This window comes from Pseudomonas wadenswilerensis (genome assembly GCF_024749185.1).
GTDB classification, from domain to species: Bacteria; Pseudomonadota; Gammaproteobacteria; order Pseudomonadales; family Pseudomonadaceae; genus Aquipseudomonas; species Aquipseudomonas wadenswilerensis.
In genome coordinates, this window is sequence record NZ_CP087191.1 from 4963362 (window position 1) to 4984702 (window position 21341).

Genomic DNA, 21341 nt, shown 5'->3' on the forward strand with positions numbered 1-21341 from the left:
GGCCATCGCTAATTTTTTGAGTTAGATGCTGAGCACTTTGTCGCCACGGGCAATGCCGGTAACGCCGCTGCGCACTGTTTCGAGAATGGACGCGGTACCGATGGCCTGAATGAAGCTGTCAAGCTTGTCGCTGGCGCCAGTAAGCTGAACGGTATAGACGCTGCTGCTGACGTCGACGATCTGCCCACGATAGATATCGGTGGTGCGTTTGATCTCGGCACGCTGGGCGCCCGTGGCCTTGATCTTGACCAGCATCAGTTCACGTTCGATGTGCGCGCTTTCCGAGAGGTCGACCAGCTTGACGACTTCAACCAGCTTGTTCAGGTTTTTGGTGATCTGCTCGATCACCTCATCATGACCGACCGTGGTCAGCGTCAGACGCGACAGGGTCGGGTCTTCGGTTGGCGCCACCGTCAGGCTTTCGATGTTGTAGTTACGCTGCGAGAACAGACCAACCACGCGAGACAAGGCACCGGGTTCGTTTTCCAACAGCAGGGAAATAATGTGCCGCATGATTAGGTACGCTCCGTCTTGCTCAGCCACATATCGCGCATAGAGCCGTCTTTGATCTGCATCGGGTAGACGTGCTCGCTGTTGTCGACCTGGATATCGATGAACACCAGCCGGTCTTTCATGGCGAACGCTTCCTCGAGCTTGGGCTTGAGGTCTTTCAGGCTGGTGATGCGAATACCCACGTGACCATAGGCTTCGGCCAGCTTGACGAAGTCAGGCAGCGATTCCATGTAGGAGTGCGAGTGACGGCTGTTGTAGGCCATGTCCTGCCATTGGCGGACCATGCCCAAGACACCGTTGTTCAGGTTGACGATCTTCACCGGCAGGTCGTACTGCAGGCAGGTCGACAGCTCCTGGATGTTCATCTGGATGCTGCCCTCACCGGTAACGCAGGCAACGTCCTGGTCCGGGAAGTTCAGCTTGACGCCCATGGCCGCCGGGAAGCCGAAGCCCATGGTGCCCAGGCCACCGGAGTTGATCCAGCGGTTCGGCTTGTTGAAGCGGTAGTACTGAGCCGCGAACATCTGGTGCTGACCAACGTCGGAGGTAACAAAGGCATCGCCCTTGGTCACTTCGCAGAGGGTCTCGATCACGGTCTGCGGCTTGATCACGCTGCCGTCGCCCTTGTCGTAAGGGAACATGTCGCGATCACCACGCCATTCTTCGATCTGCTTCCACCAGGCATCCATGGCGGCCTTGTCCGGCTGCTCGCCGATTTCGCGCAAGGTCGCAACCATTTCGGTCAGTACGCTCTCGACCGGGCCAACAATCGGCACGTCGGCCTTGATGGTCTTGGAGATCGACGCCGGGTCGATGTCGATGTGGATAACCTTGGCGTTCGGGCAGAACTTGGCCGGGCCGTTGACCACGCGGTCGTCGAAACGCGCACCGACGGCGAAGATCACGTCAGCGTGGTGCATGGCCAGGTTGGCGGTGTAGCTGCCGTGCATGCCGAGCATGCCGAGGAACTGGCGATCGGTACCCGGATAGCCGCCCAGGCCCATCAAGGTGTTGGTGACCGGCAGGTTGAGCATCTGCGCAACTTCGGTCAGCGCTGCAGAACCGCCGCCGAGGATCACGCCGCCACCGGCGTAGACCACTGGGCGCTTGGCGGCCAGCAACATCTCGGCAGCCTTGCGGATCTGCCCCGAGTGACCACGAACGGCCGGGCTGTAGGAACGCATCTTGACCTTTTTGGGGTAGACGTATTCGAACTTTTCCGCGGGGTTGGTCATGTCTTTGGGGATATCGACCACGACCGGGCCCGGGCGGCCGGATTGCGCCAGATAGAAAGCTTTTTTCAGGACTTCAGGGATTTCCGAGGCGTGCTTGATCATGAAGCTGTGCTTCACGATCGGCCGGGAAATACCAATCATGTCGGTTTCCTGGAAGGCATCGGTACCGACCATGGTGCTAGGCACCTGACCGGAGAGGATGACCATCGGAATGGAGTCCATGTACGCGGTGGCAATACCGGTGATGGCATTGGTCGCGCCTGGACCAGAGGTCACCAGTACCACGCCGGCCTTGCCGGTGGCACGGGCATAACCGTCCGCCATATGGGTAGCTGCCTGCTCGTGACGAACCAGGATGTGGCTTACTTCCGGTTCTTTGAACAGGGCATCGTAAACATGAAGGAGAGCACCACCAGGGTACCCGTAGATGTGCTTAACGCCTTCGTCACGCAAAAAGCGGACGACCATCTCAGCGCCAGATAAAAGCTCCACGTTGTTCACCTCTAAAACGCCAGAATACCGTCCACGGTGGACGGGTCTTAATAGGTTTACTGCCAAGCAGAGCATGAGCGACGGAATCGCCGACTACGTCAGCACTGACTGAGCAAGTATTGGGAGCGCCCCAAAGTGTTGCGGGGTTTTCCCACCCAGCGCGAGGTAACGCGTTGCGGGGTGTAACAGGTCGGCGCGGGTATGCGCCTCATGATCTGCTTAGCGGGTCTGCTTCTGGCAGTCCCTCTACAGCGGAATCTGGATTCTTCTTTTTCGGCGCGCGCAAGTCAAGAAAAATTATTGCCAATTTCGCGCAAGGACGATCCACAGCCACCACTAATGCCAGTGACAGCAGCAGAAAAACAAACAATACAAACAAAAAGAGCCACAATCTGTGGCTCCAAGGGTGAAAAGAGGGAAATTCAGGCAGAAGGACTGATCAATTGGTCAAACTCTGCTAGCAGCCTGCGTAGCTCGCGGCTTTGCTCCGGGCGATCGACGTATACCGTTTCAGCCATGACCAGGATGCCGGAGGCATTTGGCAACGGCAGGCCCTTTTCGAGAATCTCTTTCATTTTTGGCAGGAAGATCCACTGCAGCCACTGATCGAAGCTCATGCTGTCGACCGCGAACGGCACGCTGCTCGCCAACGCTTGAGGCGTCGGTGAAACATCACTCCACCAGCCTTGGGCATGGAGTTCATGCTCGATCAACAGCAGGTGATCGGCAATATCGAGAATGCGTGGATCCATTACAGGTTGACCTGGGCTTTCTGCCGGGCCAGCGCTGCGCCTGCCGAATCACCCTGTTTTTCGCGCGACTGGGCAATGATGTTCCACAGCCCGGCCTGCAGGTCGGGGCGACCGTTGGCGTAGGTCAGCGCGCGGCGAGCCAGTTGCTCGGACTGCGCGGCATCGCCTTGAGCCAGGCGCACCTGGGCCAGCCGGTAAAGCACTTGCGGCTCGCGTGGCGCGATGCGCTGGGCACGCTCCAGACTCGACGAGGCACCGTTGTAGTCGCCACCGGTCTGTTGCTGCTGGGCGGTGGTCAACAACGCCAGTACCGGGCCGTCGAGCTGTTCGTCAGCCGAGAGGCCGCCGCTGGCTGCACTGGCGCGCGGAATACCGCTCGGCGCGCTGGGCGCAGTGGTGCTCGGCATGGTGTAGCTGCCGGCATTGGTCGAGCTGCTGTCGAACGGCGCCGAGCTGCTCGGGCCCGGGGTAATCGGGCCGGTGCTGATCGGCGCGGCACCGGTGGACGCTGGGAAAGTCTGGATCGGTGTGGCGCCGGAACCTTGCGGGACCATGACCATCACCCCGGAATCCTGCGGCACGGACTGAGCCTGACGCGTCCCGCCATTGACCTGCGCAGGCGCACCACGGTTAGCCGTGACCCGCTCGCTGTTGGAAACCCGGGTACTGGAATCGACCACGGGAATGGAGCCGCGCGGATTGCTGGCGCAGCCGTTGAGCAAAGCCAGCGCCGTCAAGGCTGGAAACCACCACTTGTTCACTTCACACCCTCTTTAGGCTAGTGCTTAATTCATCCAACCCTTGACCCAGTCCATGACGGACTCGGCGGGATCCGGCTCGCCGCCACAGGCGGGCCCAGCCGGCGGTTCACTACCGCGAATATACGGCATCTGCACGGCGCCCGGGCAACTGGCATCCGAGCCCTGGCCGCTATGCGGATCGATCCAGGCCTGAACCACGTTATCGGGCAGCGGCATGTCCAGCGGCAAGGGGTCGGCCTTGCGCATGAAGCTGGTCCAGACCTGCAGCGCGCCGGTAGCACCCGTGAACGGTGTTTTACCGTTGTCATCGCGCCCCAGCCAGACCACCGCCAGCAAGTCCTGGCTGAAACCTGCGAACCAGCTGTCACGCGAATCGTTGCTGGTACCGGTCTTGCCCGCCAGGTTCAACGAGCTTGGCAGCACACTGTAGACCGAACGCCCGGTACCTTCGCGCATCACCCGCTGCATGGCGTTCTGCACCAGATAGATGGCGCCCGGATCGAAGGTTTGCTGGATCTGGAACGGATAACGCTTGAGCGGCTCGCCTTCGGCGGTCAGCACGCTGCGAATACCGCGCATCGGTGTATTGAAACCACCGTTGGCCAGGGTCTGGTACATGGTCGCGACCTGCATCGGCGACATGCCGCCAGCCCCGAGCATCATCGACGGGAACGCCGGCCAGTCGACGTTCACGCCTAACCGGCCAATGGTCTTGAGCACGTTTGGCACGCCCAGTTCCAGGCCCAGCTTGGCGGTCGACAGGTTGTAGGAGTTGGCCAGGCCCTGGTACAGATAAATCGTACCGTGGGAGCGGCGGTCATAGTTCTGCGGCCGCCACACCTGGCCATCGGCGCCTTTGATCGAGAACGGCTCGTCCTGCACCCAACTGGTCAGGGTGTACTTGCTCGGTTTTTCCAGGGCGGTCAGGTATACCGCCGGCTTGACCAGCGAGCCGATCGGCCGCACCGCATCGATAGCGCGGTTGAAACCGGCGAAACCGGCCTGACGGCTGCCGATCAGGGCCTGGACTTCACCGGTTTCCGGGTTGGTCACGACCATTGCCGCTTCGACTTCATCGGCGCCCTTGCGCCCGGCCAGGCGCTTGAAGGTCTCGCCCATGGCCGCTTCCGACTTCATCTGCAGGATCGGATCGAAGCTGGTGAAAATGCGCAGGCCTTCTTCGGTCAAGTCTTCGTCACGGTAGTCCTGGCGCAGCTGGCGTTTGACCAGGTCGAGGAAGCCCGGGTACGAACTGTCGGCCAGGCTGCCGCGCTTGGTCACGCCCAATGGCATCTTCTTCGCCGCTTCCACCGCTTCCGGGGTTGCCACGCCCTGCTCGGCCAGCAGGTCGAGTACCAGGTTACGCCGCACCGTCGCCCGCTCCGGGTAACGCCGCGGGTTGTAATAGGAAGGGCCCTTGACCATACCGACCAGCAAGGCAATCTGGTGCAGCTTGAGTTCCGACAGCGGCTGGCTGAAGAAGAACTGGCTGGCCAGGCCGAAGCCGTGCACCGCGCGCTGACCGTCCTGGCCGACGAACACTTCGTTGAGGTAGGCCTCGAGGATTTCGCGCTTGTCGTAATGCAACTCGAGCAGCAAGGCCATCATCGCTTCATTGAGCTTGCGGCTGAGGCTGCGTTCGTTGGTCAGGTAGAAGTTCTTCACCAACTGTTGGGTCAGGGTACTGCCGCCCTGGCGCATGGCGCCGGACGAGGTGTTGACCCACACCGCCCGGGCAATCGACTTGGGCGACACACCGAAGTGGTGATAGAAGTCACGGTCTTCCACCGCCACCAGGGTTTCCAGCAGGTACGGCGGCACCTGGTCGATCTTGATCAGGATGCGGTCTTCGAGGTTTTTCGGGTACAGGCCGCCGATCAGCAGCGGCTCGAGGCGCACCACGTCGAGCTTCGAGCCGTTGGCGCCACTCAAGCCGGCTACATAGTCACCGGAGAAACGCACGCGCACCGCTTGCGCCGTTTCCATGCCTTCATAGAACTGGAAGCCGCGAGTATTCAGATCAACGGTATTGCCATTGACTGCAGCCGCGCCCGGGCCATTGGCAACGCTTTCGCGGCGATATCCGAGGGCATCGAGTTCGATGAGGAAGTCGGCCTTGCTCAGTTTCTGGCCGACGAACAGCTCCAGCGGCCGGGCATACACCTTGGCCGGGATAGTCCAGCGCTTGCCGGAGAATTTCTCCTGGACCACGGCGTCGAGGTAAATGGCATAGCCCGCCACCAGCACAAAGCCGACCAGGCTGAGCTTCAAGGCCCAGCCCAGCCAGGCACGCGAGCGGCCAGACGGGCGTTTTTTAGCGGTACGGGGGGATCGGGATCGAGTCATGGCGGCGGATTATACGCACTTTATCGCACATCGACAGGCGCCCTCCGGCGGTTTGCACCAGCCACGCTTGCAGCCATAATGGCCCATTCGAATCTCCCGACCCAGAAGGATCGCCCGTGAGCCAAGCCTTGATTACAGCCCTGCAGAACCCCGCCCTGTTCCCTCACCCAGTGACGGCGTTTCAGGTTATCGAGACGCATATCTCCTGGGTGCTGCTCACCGGTGAATATGCCTACAAAATCAAGAAGCCGATGAACTTTGGCTTCCTCGACTTCACCGAGCTGCCTCAGCGCGCGCACTTCTGCGCCGAAGAGCTGCGCCTGAACCAGCGCCTGACCGACGGCTTGTATCTGGAAGTGCTGCCGATCACCGGCAGCGCCGAAGCACCGCAACTGGGTGGCGAAGGCGAGCCGATCGAATACGCGCTGAAGATGCGCCAGTTCCCTCAGAGCCAGATGCTCAGCACCCTGCAGGCCAACAGCGAACTGACCGCCGCGCACATCGACCAGATGGCCGAGCAGATCGCCCGCTTCCACCTGGCGGCGCCAAAAGTTGCCGTGGAGCATCCACTGGGCACGCCAGACAGCGTCATGGCTCCGGTCGAGCAGAACTTCGAGCAGATTCGCCCGTTCCTTTCCGACAAGGCCGACCTGCAGCAACTGGATGCCCTGCAAGCCTGGGCCCAGGACAGCTTCAAACGCCTGAATCGCCTGCTTGAGCAACGCAAGGCAGAAGGTTTCATCCGTGAATGCCACGGTGATATCCACCTGGGCAACGCCACCCTGATCGATGGCAAGGTGGTGATTTTCGACTGCATCGAGTTCAACGAACCGTTCCGCCTGACCGACGTTTATGCCGACGCCGCATTCCTGGCCATGGACCTCGAAGACCGCGGCCTGAAATCGCTGTCGCGCCGCTTCATCAGCCAGTACCTGGAGCTGACCGGTGACTACGCCGGCCTGGAACTGCTGAACTTCTACAAGGCTTATCGTGCACTGGTGCGGGCCAAGGTCGCCCTGTTCAGCATGCCGGCCAACGCCGATGCCGTGCAGCGCGCCACTACCCTGCGCACCTATCGCAACTATGCCAACCTGGCAGAGAGCTACAGCGCCATCCCTTCGCGGTTTCTGGCCATCACCCACGGTGTTTCCGCTGTCGGCAAGAGCCACGTGGCCATGCGCCTGGTCGATGCCCTGGGCGCCATTCGCCTGCGTTCGGACGTCGAGCGCAAGCGCATGTTCGGTGAGCAAGCCAGCGCCAATGCCGGCCAGCTGCAAGCCGGTATCTACAGCGAAGACGCCAGCCAGGCCACCTACCAACGCCTGCACCAAATGGCCGAAACCATCCTGCGCGCCGGCTTCCCGGTGGTGATCGACGCCACCTACCTCAAGCAAGACCAGCGCCAGGCCGCCGCCGGGGTCGCCAGCGAAACCGGCGTGCCGTTCCTGATCCTCGACTGCAACGCGCCGGATGCGGTGATCGCCAGCTGGCTGGCCAAGCGTCAGGCCGATCAGAACGATCCGTCGGATGCCACCCTGGAGGTGGTCAAGGCCCAGCAAGCCAGCCGTGACCCGCTCAGCGCCGAAGAGCTGCTGCAAAGCAAGCGCGTGGAAACCAACGAAAGCGGTAGCCTCGACCTGCTGGTCAAGCAGATCCGTCAGCGCCTGCCAGGGCTCTGAAGCCTCCCGGGACGTGAAGTAGTCGACACTTCACGCTTGATTCCGGGCGCCTCCGCAATGATGGCCCTATAGTGTCACCATCAGGGCAAACAAGGAGGCGCCTCATGAATCAGCCACGGCAACTGGACAGCGCGCTATATGCGTTGGTGCATGACGAACAGATCGCCAGCTTCAATCGCGAGAAACCCAAGGACGGCGCCGTCGACTTTCGTGGCGGCGATTTCCGCGGACTCGACCTGCGTGAACTGGACACCAGCGGCATCGACTTCACCGATGCCTACTTCCGCGCCTCCGACCTGCGCGGCCTGGACCTGCGCTACAACGGCCTGGAAGGCGCCAGCCTTGCCCATGCGCAGATTTCCGGCACCTACTTCCCCAGCGAACTGAGCGCCGACGAGATCCTGATGTCGGTCAATTTCGGCACCCGCCTGCGTTACCGCACACGCTGACAGCAACGAGTGAAACGCCCGCCGGCTGTGGCCTGGCGGGCAGCTTTCGGCTACCCGTCGGCACATGGATGGCAAAACGCCGCGTATTTTCCAAGTGCCGCTACACTCCTCATTGACCTGCCGCGATTCCTTAATCAAGACCCGTTCAGCCGTCGCAAGGAGGCTTGATGAACGATGAACTCCAGCATCTGAAAAATCTTGGCAAGACTTCTGCGCAGTGGCTGCATGCGGTCGGCATCCACAGTGCTTCGGATTTACGCCGACTGGGTGCGGTGACTGCCTACAAGGCCGTGCGCAGCCGCGGCTTCAGGGCTTCGAAGGTGCTGCTCTACGCAATTGAAGGCGCCTTGCTCGACGTGCACTGGAACGATATTCCGGCCGAGCGCAAGGAAGCCCTGAACCAGCAACTCGACGGCAAAACTGCCGTACAGAAAAATAATCGGGAATATTGAGTCAGGACGCTTGACTACGAAATGAGAATCGTTATGATTATCACAACTGGTCGCGAGACTGGTTGGGTAACCTGAAAGCCCCTGGTTCGGACTCTCAGATTATCTCCTCATCAGGCTAATCACGGTTATTGACCCGGCACTTTGCCGGGTCTTTTTTTGCCTGGGGTTTTTACCCGCCTTTGCGCATCTGCGCGCAGTAGTCCTGCTCCGGCAAAGCCGGGGTGTACCAGACATAATCGGCCATTTGCGCATCAACCACCTGCCCCACCTCAGCGAGCATCAGTACCTGCGTGGTGCCTTCAGCACCCAGATCGGCAAGGTGCAAGGGCACGCCGATGTCCTTGCGCACGTGATAACCGCCGGCCAACAGCAGCGCCGGTTGTGGTGCGGCCAGCAGGCGCTCGGCGATGCGTCGGTCGCGCTGTTGCTGAACCGCCAGCATGGCCGGCAACTGGCTTTCGGGCAGCAGGCCGCAATGGGATTCCCTGACTTGCTCCAGCAGCACGGCTTGTACCTTGGCTGCTGCCGAGCGCGCCCCCTTCAACGCTGGCGACTGGCGATAGATCCTGCGCACTTCGTCGGTGTCGAGGTTGGCGGCCAGTAACGAGTAAGTTTGCCCCAGGGCTTCACGGACGATCGGCCCGTACAAGGCCCAATCCCAGCCATCCTGCCAGCCCAGCGCCTTGGGCAGGTCCTGCGGGCGTGTTTGCTGCTGTTTCAGTGCATCGACCTGGCCTTGCTGCACCGGCTGCAGCATCTCCAGCAGCAGGCTGCCCTGCGGCCGTTGCGCGTCCAGTGCGCGCAGCAGCCAGAGCTGCAGGGCATGGTGATCGGGGTTGTCGTGTTTCTCGCCAACCAGCAGCCGTTGAGCCTGCGCGAGCCGCTCCAGCAGTTGCGCGGGCGTCAGTAGCCGGCCGCTGCTCAGTTCACGGATGTGCCCAAGCTCGGCATGCTCACGGCCTTCGGGGCTTTGCCAGGCTGGCAAAGGCGGTGCCTCGGCTCGGGACTGGCAGCCGGCGAGCCCCCAGACCAGCAACAGCAATAACGCGGGCAACCGGGGACGACGCATGGGGCAGTTCTCCTAACGGGCGATGATCAGCGGGTGCCCCCGCTCGGGATGAGGCTGTACCAGCACATCGATGCCGAACACCGCCTTGAGGGAATCGGGGCGCAACACCTGCTGCGGGGTATCCAGGGCGTGGGCGCGGCCCTGTTCGAGCAGCAGGATACGGTCACAGTAGCGCGCCGCCAGGTTCAGGTCATGGAGGATGACCATCACCGCCGCACCACGATCAGCGAACTCGCGGACCGCTTGCAAGGTGGTGTGCTGGTGCAGCGGGTCGAGCATCGAGGTCGGCTCGTCAAGCAGCAGGATTCGCCCGTCCTCCCCTGGCCACAGCTGCGCCAGCACCCGCGCCAGGTGCACGCGCTGACGCTCGCCACCGGAGAGTGCCAGATAGCTGCGCCCGACCAGATGGCCGGCATCCGCCGCCTGCAGGGCCGCGTCGATGATCTGCTGGTCACGTTCGAGGCCGGTTTTATGCGGCAAACGACCCATGCCGACCACCTCTTCAACCTTGAAGGCAAAACCCAGGCTGGAGACTTGCGGCAACACCGCCAGGCGCTGGGCGCGCTGCTGGCCTGGCCAGTCGGACAGGCCTCGGTCATCCAGGGTCACCCGCCCCTGGCTGGCATTCAGCTCGCCGCACATCACCCCGAGCAGGCTGCTTTTGCCCGCGCCGTTGGGACCCAGAACCCCAAGTACCTGGCCGGGTTGCAGCGCCAGGCTGATATCGCTCAGGACCTGGTTCGCGCCACGGCGCAGGGACAGGTTCTCGACTCGCAGCATCAGGCACGCCCTCGCAACAGCAGATAAAGGAAGAACGGCGCACCAATGAACGCGGTGACGATACCGATCGGCAGCTCCGCAGGCGCCAGCGCCAAACGGGCGATCAGGTCGGCGAACAGCAACAGCGAAGCGCCAGCCAACAGCGAGGCCGGTAACAGCACGCGGTGATCAGGCCCGGCCAGCAAGCGCACCAGATGCGGCACCACCAGGCCGATAAAGCCGATCAGCCCCGCCGCCGCTACTGCCGCGCCAACCCCCAAGGCGGTACAGAACACCAGTTCGCGCTTGAGCTTCTCGACCTCGATGCCCAGGTGCCGGGCTTCGGATTCGCCCAGCAACAAGGCATTCAAGGCCTGAGCCCGGCGCGGCAGCCACAGTGAGACCACCACGGCGACCAGCACCAGTGGCCAGAGGCGCAGATAACTGGCGCCATTGAGGCTGCCCAGGTTCCAGAACGTCAGGGTGCGCAAGGTGGCGTCATCGGCCAGGTAAGTGAACAGCCCCACGGCCGCGCCGGCCAGGGCGGTCAAGGCGATACCGGCAAGGAGCATGGTCGCTACGTTGGTCTGACCATCACGTCGGCCCAGGCGGTACACCAGCGCGGTCACCCCGAGGCCACCGAGAAACGCACACAGCGATAACAAATAAGGAGCGAATACCTCGGGAATACCGCCCATCCATGAGCCGCCGACAATCGCCACCGCCGCACCGAGCGCGGCGCCAGCGGACACGCCGACCAGGCCAGGGTCGGCCAGCGGGTTGCGAAACAGCCCCTGCATCGCCACCCCGGACAGCGCCAGCACGGCGCCCACGGTCAGCCCGAGCAAAGTCCGCGGCAAACGAATCTGGCCGAGGATCAGCTCGGCCTGCTCCAGCCCTTCCCCGGCCACCGGCAACCCGATCAGCCGGGCGCCGGCGCGCAGGGTATCGATCAGTGGCAGGCTGACCGGCCCCAGCGCCAGCGACAACCAGATCGCCAGCAGGCACAGCAGCGTCAGGGTGACGAACAGCGTGCGCGGTTTGACCAGCCGGTTCATTGCGCGGTCGGGTAGAAGGCTTGGGAAAGGCTCTGCAAGGTAGACGGCAGACGCGGACCGAGACCACCAACCAGCAGGGTCGGGTCCAGCTCGATCATGCGCTTGTTACGTGCGGCACGCGAAGCATTCAGGGCGGGGTTTTCCTTGAGCAATGCCTGCAAGGCCTGGTCACCGCTCAGACTACGGTCGGCGAATACCAGCACATCGGGATCGAGGGCCGCCAAGGCCTCTACGGAGAAGTTCTTGTAGCCTTCGTTGTCAGCCAGGTTGCGCGCACCGGCCTGCTTGAGCAACCAGTCGCCGGCAGTGCCTTTGCCGGCAATCATTGGTTTGGAGCCGGCATGGCCGACCAGCAGGATCACGCCCGGGGCGGCTTGGCTGTTTTGCAGTTGCTTGATCTTGCCCTGCAGGGCATCGAGTTGCTGACGGTACTCGGCGAACAGTTGCTGGGCTTGTTGCTCATTGCCGAGCAAGCGGCCCAGCTGCTGCAGATTGGTTTCGACTGCGCCAAGGTCGGCCTTGCTCGAAAGCAGTTCGACCTTGACCCCGGCCCCGCGGATTTGCGCGAGCACCGGCGGCGGGCCCATTTCTTCGGTGCCCACCAGCACATCCGGACGCAGGCTCAGCACCCCTTCGGCGGACAGCTGGCGCTGATAACCGATACTCGGCAACGCCTTGAGCGATTGCGGATGCTGGCTGGTGGTATCGACCCCGACCAGCTTCTGCTCGCCGCCCAGCGCCGCCACCCACTCGCTCAGTGCCCCACCGGCGCTGACCCAGCGCTGCGGCAACGTGTCGGCCTGGGCCAAGGTGTTGAACACAAGACCGGCACATAGGGCGATCAGGCGGGCACGTGGGCGCATAACAGGCTTCCTTGAATGAGGAGGAGCGGCAATCCGGGTGGATAATGCCGGGGACGCACGGTATAAAGCGTCCGATACGGCTGATGCAGGCAATTTGATAATTATTTGCATTTGCACGTCAAGCCGTCACTGTGACTTCGAGTAACCCTCACCATGCATTTTCTTTGTCGTTCCGAACACCTGGGCGAAGGCCAGAGCCGAGGCTTCAGTGTCGATGACCTCGGGATTTTCGCGGTTCGGCGCGCAGGCACGGTCTACCTGTACCGCAATTACTGCCCCCATCGCGGGATCCCGTTGAACTGGGAGCCTGACGCCTTTCTCGACAGCAGCGCCAGCCTGATCGCCTGCGGGCGCCACGGCGCGCTGTTTCTGATCGAGTCCGGCGAATGCGTGGCGGGCCCCTGCGAGGGCGAGCAACTGACTGCCCTGGACTGCCGCGAAGACAGCCAGGGCATCTGGTTTATCGACTGAGCAACACCGGCAACGGCCGATCGATATAGACCTGTTCGCCATCGATCCGCGTGCCGTAGGCTAGCACCTCGACGCCATCGGCCACCGCAGCGCGCAGCGCCTCGGCATAGGCACTGTCGATCTCGTCGGCCGGGCGTACGGCTTCGACACCGCTGAGGTTCACGCAATATAGCTGCACCGCGCGCACACCCTGGCGTGCCAGGGTTGCCAGCTCACGCAGGTGCTTGGCGCCGCGCTGGGTCACCGCATCGGGGAAGGCGGCCACGCTGGAGTCATCAAAGCCCAGGGTCACGCTCTTGACCTCGACATAGGCCGGACCGTCAGCAAACTCCAGGCGAAAATCCACCCGGCTGCGTTCTTCACCGTAGGCCACCTCGCGCTTGAGCCCGGTAAATCCGGCCAGCTCGCTGATGACGCCGGCACGCAAGGCCTCTTCTACCAGGGCGTTGGCCCGCCCGGTGTTGACACAGGCCAGGCGCCCTTGCGGCGTTTCGCTGATTTCCCAGGTACCGGGCAGCTTGCGCTTGGGATCGTTGGAGCGGCTGAACCAGACCTGGCCGCCCTCGACCATGCAATTGAACATCGAACCGGTGTTGGGGCAGTGAATGGTCATCTGCTCGCCGTTGGCCAGTTCGATGTCGGCCAGGAAGCGCTTGTAGCGACGCAGTAAGCGTGCGGTTTCAAGTGTTGGAGAAAAACGCATCAGCCTTGCCAGCTCCGCAGTCCACGGGCAATCCGCTCAACCGCTTCCTGCAAGCGCGGCAAGCTCTGGGTGTAGGCAAAGCGCACATGGTGCCCGGCCTGGTGACGGCCAAAATCCAGGCCCGGGGTAAAGGCCACATGCTCGGTTTCGAGGAAGTGCCGGCAGAAGGCGAAGGCATCACCGCCAAAAGCGCTGATGTCGGCATACAGATAGAAGGCACCCTGAGGCTCGACGGCGATCTGGAAACCCAACCCGCGCAATGCGGGCAGGAGGAAGTCGCGACGACGGGCGAACTCGGCACGGCGCTCTTCGAGGATCGCCAGGGTAGCTGGCTGGAAGCACGCCAGCGCTGCATGCTGGGCCATGCTTGGCGCGCTGATGTAGAGGTTTTGCGCGAGTTTTTCCAGGTCAGCCACTGCTGCCGGTGGCGCCACCAGCCAACCCAGGCGCCAACCGGTCATGCCGAAATACTTGGAAAAACTATTAAGGACGAACGCCTCGTCGTCGACTTCCAGCACACTTGGCGCATCCATGCCGTAGGTCAGGCCGTGGTAGATCTCGTCCACCACCAGGTGACCCTTGCGCGCGCGGGTAGCGGCCGACAGGCCGGCAAGCTGGTCGCGATCGAGCACCGTCCCCGTCGGGTTGGCAGGTGACGCCACCAGGGCGCCGACGGTGTCCTGGTCCCAGTAGCGCTCGACCAGATCGGCGCTCAATTGATAATTCACCTCTGGCCCCACCGGCACCAGTTGCGCAGCACCTTCGACCAGGCGCAGAAAATGCCGGTTGCACGGGTAACCCGGGTCGGCCAGCAGCCAGTGCTTGCCCGGGTCGACCAACAGGCTTGCGGCCAGCAGCAAGGCGCCGGAACCACCCGGAGTGATGAGGATGCGCTGCGGGTCGATGCTCAGCCCGTAGCGCTGCTGATAGAACCCGGCAATCGCCTCACGCAGCGCCGGCAGCCCGCGGGCGGCGGTATAACGGGTGTGCCCCTGGGCCAGTGCGGCCTGGCCGGCCTCGACGATCGGCGCGGCGGTGGTGAAATCCGGTTCGCCGATTTCCAGATGGATCACGTCGCAGCCGCTCGCCTGCAGCTCGTTGGCGCGGGCCAGCAGGGCCATCACGTGGAAAGGTTCGATGGCGCGGCTGCGCGCACTGTAGGGCTGGGCCATTAGCCTTCTCTCAAAAGGGTCTAGAATAATGATTCTACTCATGCACTGGGTCGAACGTGTGGCAAAAGCTGTGGTCCACTGCAAAGATCGTCAAGGCCTGGCACAGTTGTCCCGGCCTTGACAACCGGGAGTAGCGTACCCCGATTCGATCTGGTAAGTTCGGCGGCTCGCAGTCGCAGGGCCGGCGGGCGCCGGAGATGGAGCAGCCTGCGCAATGGATTAGAAGAGTGAGAGGCGGTCTATTCATGTCCACCCAAGAAAAGCAACAAAGTCAGTCAGTTCTTGTTCATGGCGTCGAACCCTATAAAGAGACAAAGGGTGAGGAATACATGAGCAAAGCCATGCGCGACCACTTCACCAAGCTCCTCAATGGCTGGAAGAAAGAGCTGATGATCAGCGTGGACAACACCGTTGACCACATGAAGGATGAAGCGGCCAACTTCCCTGACCCAGCCGACCGTGCCAGCCAGGAAGAAGAATTCGCCCTGGAACTGCGCAACCGTGACCGTGAGCGCAAGCTGATCAAGAAGATCGACAAGACGCTGCAGCTGATCGTCGATGAAGAATACGGCTGGTGCGAAAAATGCGGTGTCGAAATCGGCCTGCGTCGCCTCGAAGCGCGCCCGACCGCCGACATGTGCTACGACTGCAAGACCTTGGCGGAAATCAAGGAAAAACAGGTCGGCAAAGCCTGACCTGACCAGAACGGGGCGCTCAAGGCGCCCCGTTTCATTTATGGCTATACGTATTCCTCTGCAGTTGCGTCCATGAGCATGAACAACCCTCGCTACATCGGGCGCTTCGCCCCTACCCCCAGTGGTTTCCTGCACTTCGGCTCGCTGGTCGCCGCCCTGGCCTCATGGCTGGACGCGCGTGCGGTCGGCGGCACCTGGCTGGTGCGCATGGAAGACATCGACCCGCCCCGCGAAGCCCCCGGCGCCCAGGCAGCGATCCTCAACACCCTGGAAAGCTACGGCCTGGAATGGGATGGCGAGGTGGTGTACCAGAGCCAGCGCCACGAGGCCTATGCCGAAGTGATCGAACGCCTGTTCCGTCAGGGTCTGGCCTATGCCTGCACCTGCTCGCGCAAGCAGCTCGAAGGCTATCACGGCGTTTACCCGGGCCTGTGCCGCAACGCCGGGCACGGCTGCGAGGACGCGGCCATCCGCGTACGGGTGCCAGAGCTGGCCTACCATTTCGATGACCGGGTCCAGGGCCGTTTCGAACAGCATCTGGGCCGCGAGGTCGGCGACTTTGTCATTCGCCGCCGCGATGGCCTGTACGCTTATCAACTGGCCGTGGTGCTGGATGACGCCTGGCAAGGGGTGACCGATATCGTCCGCGGCGCCGACCTGCTCGACAACACTCCACGCCAGCTGTACCTGCAAGAATTGCTGGGGCTGTCGCAACCGCGTTACCTGCATGTGCCACTGATCGTGCAGCCGGACGGACACAAGCTGGGCAAGTCCTACCGTTCACCGCCACTGGCCGCCGAGCAGGCGACGCCCTTGCTGCTGCGGGCATTGCGCGCGCTGGGCCAGGCGACCGAAGCGGGCATGGAGCAAGGCACCCCGGGCGAAGTGCTGGCGCATGCCGCACTGCACTGGAACCCCGACGCCCTGCCCCGACGCCTGAGCGTGCCCGAGGCCGACCTGCACTGACCCTTGCAGGAGCGGCGGTGCCCCGCGATGAGGGCAATCCGCACTTGATCGCGGGGCAAGCCCGCTCCTACCAGTCATGCAGAAAGCCTAGTAAATTCAATTCTTTGGCAAAAACGCACAAGCCCGTTACCATCGCCGCAGCCATTTGCGCCAATAATAAGTCCAAGCCGCAGCGCCCTAACCTTTGAGGCCAGCATGTATATCTATCGTTTGGTCCTGCTTCTGGTCGTGGGGATCTACCTGTTCTCCCCGGCCATCATGGACTGGTGGATCGAGCCAACCGGTGCCTGGTATCGCCCTTACCTGCTCTGGCTGATCCTGATCGTCGTGACCTTTATCCTGCAGAGCCAACGTGATGCCGATGAGCTTTAGCCTGACCCAGATGATCCTGATCAGCGCCGCCTACCTGCTGGTGCTGTTCGGCGTGGCCTGGGTCAGCGAACGCGGGATGATCCCGCGCTCGATCATCCGCCACCCGCTGACCTACACCCTGTCGCTGGGCGTCTATGCCAGTGCCTGGGCCTTTTATGGCTCGGTGGGCCTGGCCTACCAGTACGGCTACGGCTTTCTCGCCTGTTACCTCGGGGTATCCGGGGCCTTCCTGCTGGCGCCGGTGCTGCTGTACCCGATCCTGAAGATCACCCGTACCTATCAATTGTCGTCGCTGGCCGACCTGATCGCCTTCCGCTTTCGCAGCACCTGGGCCGGGGCGCTCACCACCATCTTCATGTTGATTGGCGTACTGCCGTTGCTGGCGCTGCAGATCCAGGCGGTGGCTGACTCGATCAGTATTCTTACCGGCGAGCCGGTCAAGGCGCGGGTCGCCTTTGCCTTTTGCGCGCTGATCACCCTGTTCACCATCTTCTTTGGCTCGCGGCACATCGCCACCCGGGAGAAACACGAAGGCCTGGTGTTTGCCATTGCCTTCGAGTCGGTGATCAAGCTGCTGGCCCTGGGCGGTATCGGCCTTTATGCGCTGTACGGCGTCTTCGGCGGTCCGCATGAACTGGAAGTCTGGTTGTTGCAGAACCAGACCGCCCTCGCCGCCTTGCACACACCGTTGCAGGAAGGCCCATGGCGCACCCTGCTGCTGGTGTTCTTCGCCTCGGCCATCGTCATGCCGCACATGTATCACATGGCCTTTACCGAAAACCTCAATCCGCGCTCGCTGGTCAGCGCCAGCTGGGGCCTGCCGCTGTTCCTGCTGCTGATGAGCCTGGCCGTGCCGCTGATTCTCTGGGCCGGCCTGAAAATGGGCGCCAGCACCAGCCCGGAATACTTCACCCTGGGCCTGGGCATCGCCGCCAACAACCAGGCACTGGCGCTATTAGCCTATATCGGTGGGCTCTCGGCCTCCAGCGGGCTGATCATCGTCACCACCCTGGCGCTCTCGGGCATGGCCCTCAACCACCTGGTGCTGCCGCTGTACCAGCCACCGGCCGAGGGCAACATCTACCGCTGGCTGAAATGGACCCGGCGGGCGCTGATCGTCGCCATCATCGCCGCCGGTTTCGGCTTCTACCTGACCCTGGGCAGCCAGCAGGACCTGGCCAACCTCGGCATCGTCGCCTTCGTTGCCACCTTGCAGTTCCTGCCGGGCGTGCTCTCGGTGCTGTACTGGCCGACCGCCAACCGCCGCGGCTTCATTGCCGGCCTGCTGGCAGGGATCCTGGTGTGGATGGTGACCATGCTGTTGCCGCTGGTGGGCAACCTGCAGGGCTTCTACATCCCGCTGCTGAACATGATCTATGTGCTCGACGACACCAGTTGGCACATGGCCGCGATCGCCTCGCTGGCCGCCAACGTGCTGCTGTTTACCCTGATCTCGCTGTTCACCAACGCCAGCAGTGAAGAAGTCAGCGCCGCCGAGGCCTGTGCGGTGGATAACGTGCGCCGCCCGCAACGCCGCGAGCTGCACGCCGCCTCGCCCCAGGAGTTCGCTACCCAGCTGGCCAAGCCCCTGGGTGCCAAGGCCGCACAGAAGGAAGTGGAACAGGCCCTGCGCGACCTCTACCTGCCGTTCGACGAGCGCCGCCCTTATGCCCTGCGCCGTCTGCGCGACCGCATCGAGGCCAACCTGTCAGGGCTGATGGGCCCGAGCGTGGCCCAGGACATGGTCGAGACCTTCCTGCCCTACAAGTCCGGTAACGAAAACTACGTTACCGAGGACATCCACTTCATCGAAAGCCGCCTGGAAGACTACCACTCGCGCCTGACTGGCCTGGCCGCCGAGCTCGACGCCCTGCGCCGTTACCACCGCCAGACCCTGCAAGAGTTGCCGATGGGTGTTTGCTCGCTGGCCAAGGACCAGGAAATCCTGATGTGGAACAAGGCCATGGAAGAGCTCACCGGCATCCCCGCCAAGCGCGTGGTCGGCTCGCGCCTGACCACCATCGGCGAACCCTGGCGCGGCCTGCTGCTGGGCTTCATCAACGTGCCCGACGAACACCTGCATAAACAACGCCTGGGCCTGGACGGCCAGACCCGCTGGCTGAACCTGCACAAGGCGGCCATCGACGAGCCGCTGGCACCGGGTAACAGTGGCCTGGTGCTGCTGGTCGAAGACCTCACCGAAACCCAGGCCCTGGAAGACAAGCTGGTGCACTCCGAGCGCCTGGCCAGCATCGGCCGCCTGGCCGCCGGGGTTGCCCACGAGATCGGCAACCCGGTCACCGGTATCGCCTGCCTGGCGCAAAACCTGCGCGAAGAGCGCGAAGAGGATGGCGAAATCACCGAGCTGAGCAGCCAGATCCTGGAGCAGACCAAACGCATCTCGCGCATCGTCCAGTCGTTGATGAGCTTTGCCCATGCCGGCAGCCACCAGCACAGCGATGAGCCGGTGTGCCTGGCCGAAGTGGCCCAGGATGCCATCGGTCTGCTGGCCTTGAACCGGCGCAATTTCGAAGTACAGTTCTTCAACCTGTGCGACCCGGAACACTGGGTCGAGGGCGACCCGCAACGCCTGGCCCAGGTGCTGATCAACCTGCTGTCCAACGCCCGCGACGCCTCCCCGCCCGGCAGCGCCGTACGGGTCAAGAGCGAAGCCAGCGAACATACCGTCGACCTGATCGTCGAGGATGAAGGCAGCGGTATCCCGAAAAACATCATGGATCGTCTGTTCGAACCCTTCTTCACTACCAAGGACCCGGGCGAAGGTACCGGACTGGGGCTTGCTCTGGTCTATTCCATCGTGGAAGAGCATTATGGACAAATCACCATCGACAGCCCGGCCGATAGCCAGAGCCAACGTGGCACCCGGATCCGAGTGACCCTGCCGCGCCATGTCGTAGCGACGTCCGCTGTGAACTGAGACCGTCGAGAGAATTGAATCAATGCCGCATATTCTGATCGTCGAAGACGAAACCATTATCCGCTCGGCGTTGCGCCGATTGCTTGAGCGCAACCAGTACCAGGTCAGCGAGGCCGGCTCGGTGCAGGAAGCCCAGGAACGCTTCAGCATTGCGACCTTCGACCTGATTGTCAGCGACCTGCGCCTGCCGGGCGCGCCTGGCACCGAACTGATCAAGCTCGGCCAGGGCACGCCGGTACTGATCATGACCAGTTACGCGAGCCTGCGTTCTGCCGTCGACTCGATGAAAATGGGTGCGGTGGACTACATCGCCAAGCCATTCGATCACGACGAAATGCTGCAGGCCGTGGCCCGCATCCTGCGCGACCGGCAGAACGCGCCCGCCGCGCCCGCTGAACGGGGCAACGGCAAGTCTGCAGGTGGCGACAAGGCCGCGGCCAGCAATGCGGCCAATGGCGAGATCGGCATCATCGGCTCCTGCCCACCGATGCAAGACCTGTACAGCAAGATCCGCAAGGTCGCCCCAACAGACTCCAATGTGCTGATCCAGGGCGAATCGGGAACCGGTAAAGAGCTGGTGGCCCGCGCCCTGCACAACCTCTCGCGGCGGGCCAAGGCACCGATGATCTCGGTGAACTGTGCGGCCATCCCGGAAACCCTGATCGAGTCGGAACTGTTCGGCCACGAAAAAGGCGCCTTTACCGGTGCCAGTGCCGGACGTGCCGGTCTGGTCGAAGCCGCCGATGGCGGTACGCTGTTCCTCGACGAGATCGGCGAACTGCCACTCGAAGCCCAGGCGCGCCTGTTGCGCGTGCTGCAGGAAGGCGAAATCCGCCGGGTCGGTTCGGTGCAATCGCAAAAGGTCGATGTGCGCCTGATCGCCGCGACCCACCGCGACCTGAAGAACCTGGCCAAGGTCGGCCAGTTCCGTGAAGACCTTTATTACCGCCTGCACGTCATCGCCCTCAAGTTGCCGGCCTTGCGCGAGCGCGGTGCCGACGTCAACGAGATCGCCAATGCCTTCCTCGCCCGCCAGAGTGCGCGGGTCGGGCGCAACGACCTGCGCTTCGCCCACGACGCTGAGCAAGCCATTCGGCACTACTCCTGGCCAGGTAACGTGCGCGAACTGGAGAACGCCGTGGAGCGTGCGGTGATCCTGTGCGAGAGCCCGGAAATTTCCGCCGACCTGCTGGGCATCGACATCGAACTCAGTGACCTGGTAGACGACGATCCGTTTGCCGGCCTGCCGGGTACCGGCAGCAACGCCAGCAACACCAGCCACGAACCGACCGAAGATCTGTCACTGGAAGATTACTTCCAGCATTTCGTCCTCGAGCACCAGGACCACATGACCGAGACCGAGCTTGCACGCAAGCTTGGGGTCAGTCGCAAGTGCCTGTGGGAGCGTCGTCAGCGCCTGGGTATTCCGCGACGCAAGAGTGGCGCCACCAGCGAAAGCTGAGCCGTTTCAGCAGGTTGTGCGGGTGCACGGCGGTAACACCGTCACCTTGCGACAAACTGTTACCGCAACATGAAGTCGTAACAAAAACCGGGGCTTAAGGTAACGAAGCCCCGGTTTTTTTTCGCCCTCCAGGC

General features: G+C 62.6%; 20 protein-coding genes. 9 read left to right on the forward strand and 11 right to left on the reverse strand.

The features are described from left to right. Positions 1-21: 21 nt before the first annotated feature. The 5 genes from ilvN to mrcB all read right to left on the reverse strand — a co-directional run bounded on the left by ilvN (position 22) and on the right by mrcB (position 6099). Positions 22-513 (reverse strand): acetolactate synthase small subunit, encoded by a 492-nt coding sequence (gene ilvN / locus LOY45_RS22760; protein WP_010223016.1) that lies wholly within the window; start codon positions 511-513, stop codon positions 22-24. Between the two features lie 2 nt (positions 514-515). Continuing rightward, entirely contained in the window at positions 516-2240 is a 1725-nt protein-coding gene (locus LOY45_RS22765; protein ID WP_038999710.1) for an acetolactate synthase 3 large subunit, read from the reverse strand. A 422-nt stretch (positions 2241-2662) separates the two neighbouring features. Beyond that, positions 2663-2992, reverse strand: a complete 330-nt coding sequence (locus LOY45_RS22770) for a YqcC family protein (protein ID WP_134061352.1) — start codon at positions 2990-2992, stop codon at positions 2663-2665. After that, positions 2992-3753: a tetratricopeptide repeat protein gene (locus tag LOY45_RS22775; RefSeq protein ID WP_134061351.1), complete on the reverse strand. Its 762-nt coding sequence runs from the start codon at positions 3751-3753 to the stop codon at positions 2992-2994. The genes LOY45_RS22770 and LOY45_RS22775 overlap by 1 nt, the downstream gene beginning before the upstream one ends. A gap of 24 nt (positions 3754-3777) precedes the next feature. Beyond that, on the reverse strand, positions 3778-6099 hold the full coding sequence (gene mrcB, locus LOY45_RS22780) for a penicillin-binding protein 1B (RefSeq protein WP_115085261.1): 2322 nt from the start codon (positions 6097-6099) through the stop codon (positions 3778-3780). A gap of 116 nt (positions 6100-6215) precedes the next feature. On the opposite strand from mrcB, the gene LOY45_RS22785 reads away from it, so the two are divergent. The 3 genes from LOY45_RS22785 to LOY45_RS22795 all read left to right on the forward strand — a co-directional run bounded on the left by LOY45_RS22785 (position 6216) and on the right by LOY45_RS22795 (position 8679). Continuing rightward, positions 6216-7778 (forward strand): bifunctional aminoglycoside phosphotransferase/ATP-binding protein, encoded by a 1563-nt coding sequence (locus LOY45_RS22785; protein ID WP_258578406.1) that lies wholly within the window; start codon positions 6216-6218, stop codon positions 7776-7778. Positions 7779-7882: 104 nt separating this feature from the next. Beyond that, positions 7883-8227 carry a pentapeptide repeat-containing protein gene (locus LOY45_RS22790; RefSeq protein WP_115085259.1) on the forward strand — a complete coding sequence of 115 codons (345 nt, stop codon included), beginning with the start codon at positions 7883-7885 and terminating at the stop codon, positions 8225-8227. 167 nt (positions 8228-8394) lie between these two features. Next, positions 8395-8679, forward strand: a complete 285-nt coding sequence (locus LOY45_RS22795) for a TfoX/Sxy family protein (RefSeq protein WP_115085258.1) — start codon at positions 8395-8397, stop codon at positions 8677-8679. Positions 8680-8848: 169 nt separating this feature from the next. Here the strand turns inward: LOY45_RS22795 and LOY45_RS22800 are convergent, their stop codons facing one another. Genes LOY45_RS22800 through LOY45_RS22815 form a run of 4 tightly spaced genes read right to left on the reverse strand, consistent with a single transcriptional unit; the run spans position 8849 to position 12428 of the window. Continuing rightward, complete coding sequence (locus LOY45_RS22800) at positions 8849-9748, reverse strand: ChaN family lipoprotein (protein ID WP_258578407.1); 900 nt, start codon at positions 9746-9748, stop codon at positions 8849-8851. Between the two features lie 12 nt (positions 9749-9760). Beyond that, complete coding sequence (locus LOY45_RS22805; protein WP_115085256.1) at positions 9761-10528, reverse strand: heme ABC transporter ATP-binding protein; 768 nt, start codon at positions 10526-10528, stop codon at positions 9761-9763. Next, entirely contained in the window at positions 10528-11511 is a 984-nt protein-coding gene (locus tag LOY45_RS22810; protein ID WP_208644357.1) for a FecCD family ABC transporter permease, read from the reverse strand. Before LOY45_RS22810 ends, LOY45_RS22805 begins: the two co-directional genes overlap by 1 nt. A 50-nt stretch (positions 11512-11561) precedes the next feature. Beyond that, entirely contained in the window at positions 11562-12428 is an 867-nt protein-coding gene (locus LOY45_RS22815; protein WP_115085254.1) for a heme/hemin ABC transporter substrate-binding protein, read from the reverse strand. Between the two features lie 153 nt (positions 12429-12581). Between LOY45_RS22815 and LOY45_RS22820 the strand changes: the two genes are divergently transcribed. After that, on the forward strand, positions 12582-12899 hold the full coding sequence (locus LOY45_RS22820) for a Rieske (2Fe-2S) protein (RefSeq protein WP_115085253.1): 318 nt from the start codon (positions 12582-12584) through the stop codon (positions 12897-12899). Here the strand turns inward: LOY45_RS22820 and sfsA are convergent. Together sfsA and LOY45_RS22830 are read right to left on the reverse strand one after the other, a co-directional pair. Beyond that, a complete protein-coding gene (sfsA, locus tag LOY45_RS22825; RefSeq protein ID WP_115085252.1) occupies positions 12889-13602 on the reverse strand; it encodes a DNA/RNA nuclease SfsA in 714 nt (237 codons plus the stop codon). The two genes, LOY45_RS22820 and sfsA, sit on opposite strands and share 11 nt — an antisense overlap. Further along, complete coding sequence (locus tag LOY45_RS22830) at positions 13602-14774, reverse strand: pyridoxal phosphate-dependent aminotransferase (RefSeq protein WP_115085251.1); 1173 nt, start codon at positions 14772-14774, stop codon at positions 13602-13604. Before LOY45_RS22830 ends, sfsA begins: the two co-directional genes overlap by 1 nt. A 245-nt stretch (positions 14775-15019) precedes the next feature. Between LOY45_RS22830 and dksA the strand changes: the two genes are divergently transcribed. From dksA to LOY45_RS22855, 5 genes are all read left to right on the forward strand, one after another. Further along, positions 15020-15469 (forward strand): RNA polymerase-binding protein DksA, encoded by a 450-nt coding sequence (dksA, locus tag LOY45_RS22835; RefSeq protein ID WP_115085250.1) that lies wholly within the window; start codon positions 15020-15022, stop codon positions 15467-15469. A 78-nt stretch (positions 15470-15547) separates the two neighbouring features. Then, on the forward strand, positions 15548-16435 hold the full coding sequence (gluQRS, locus tag LOY45_RS22840; protein ID WP_115085273.1) for a tRNA glutamyl-Q(34) synthetase GluQRS: 888 nt from the start codon (positions 15548-15550) through the stop codon (positions 16433-16435). A gap of 195 nt (positions 16436-16630) precedes the next feature. Continuing rightward, positions 16631-16807, forward strand: coding sequence for a hypothetical protein (locus LOY45_RS22845; protein ID WP_003250005.1), 177 nt, complete (start codon positions 16631-16633; stop codon positions 16805-16807). Further along, positions 16791-19745, forward strand: a complete 2955-nt coding sequence (locus LOY45_RS22850; protein WP_166675635.1) for a sensor histidine kinase — start codon at positions 16791-16793, stop codon at positions 19743-19745. Before LOY45_RS22845 ends, LOY45_RS22850 begins: the two co-directional genes overlap by 17 nt. A 22-nt stretch (positions 19746-19767) precedes the next feature. Then, on the forward strand, positions 19768-21207 hold the full coding sequence (locus LOY45_RS22855) for a sigma-54-dependent transcriptional regulator (RefSeq protein ID WP_115085249.1): 1440 nt from the start codon (positions 19768-19770) through the stop codon (positions 21205-21207). The last annotated feature ends 134 nt before the right edge of the window (positions 21208-21341 follow it).

Bases quoted from the DNA above. Each gene is read 5' to 3' on its own strand.
- gluQRS (WP_115085273.1), top strand. From the start codon at position 15,548: ATGAACAACCCTCGCTACATCGGGCGCTTCGCCCCTACCCCCAGTGGT.
- LOY45_RS22790 (WP_115085259.1), top strand. From the start codon at position 7,883: ATGAATCAGCCACGGCAACTGGACAGCGCGCTATATGCGTTGGTGCAT.
- LOY45_RS22805 (WP_115085256.1), bottom strand. From the start codon at position 10,528: ATGCTGCGAGTCGAGAACCTGTCCCTGCGCCGTGGCGCGAACCAGGTC.
- LOY45_RS22830 (WP_115085251.1), bottom strand. From the start codon at position 14,774: ATGGCCCAGCCCTACAGTGCGCGCAGCCGCGCCATCGAACCTTTCCAC.
- LOY45_RS22850 (WP_166675635.1), top strand. From the start codon at position 16,791: ATGCCGATGAGCTTTAGCCTGACCCAGATGATCCTGATCAGCGCCGCC.
- LOY45_RS22795 (WP_115085258.1), top strand. From the start codon at position 8,395: ATGAACGATGAACTCCAGCATCTGAAAAATCTTGGCAAGACTTCTGCG.
- LOY45_RS22815 (WP_115085254.1), bottom strand. From the start codon at position 12,428: ATGCGCCCACGTGCCCGCCTGATCGCCCTATGTGCCGGTCTTGTGTTC.
- dksA (WP_115085250.1), top strand. From the start codon at position 15,020: ATGTCCACCCAAGAAAAGCAACAAAGTCAGTCAGTTCTTGTTCATGGC.
- LOY45_RS22770 (WP_134061352.1), bottom strand. From the start codon at position 2,992: ATGGATCCACGCATTCTCGATATTGCCGATCACCTGCTGTTGATCGAG.
- ilvN (WP_010223016.1), bottom strand. From the start codon at position 513: ATGCGGCACATTATTTCCCTGCTGTTGGAAAACGAACCCGGTGCCTTG.
- sfsA (WP_115085252.1), bottom strand. From the start codon at position 13,602: ATGCGTTTTTCTCCAACACTTGAAACCGCACGCTTACTGCGTCGCTAC.
- mrcB (WP_115085261.1), bottom strand. From the start codon at position 6,099: ATGACTCGATCCCGATCCCCCCGTACCGCTAAAAAACGCCCGTCTGGC.
- LOY45_RS22820 (WP_115085253.1), top strand. From the start codon at position 12,582: ATGCATTTTCTTTGTCGTTCCGAACACCTGGGCGAAGGCCAGAGCCGA.
- LOY45_RS22855 (WP_115085249.1), top strand. From the start codon at position 19,768: ATGCCGCATATTCTGATCGTCGAAGACGAAACCATTATCCGCTCGGCG.
- LOY45_RS22845 (WP_003250005.1), top strand. From the start codon at position 16,631: ATGTATATCTATCGTTTGGTCCTGCTTCTGGTCGTGGGGATCTACCTG.
- LOY45_RS22800 (WP_258578407.1), bottom strand. From the start codon at position 9,748: ATGCGTCGTCCCCGGTTGCCCGCGTTATTGCTGTTGCTGGTCTGGGGG.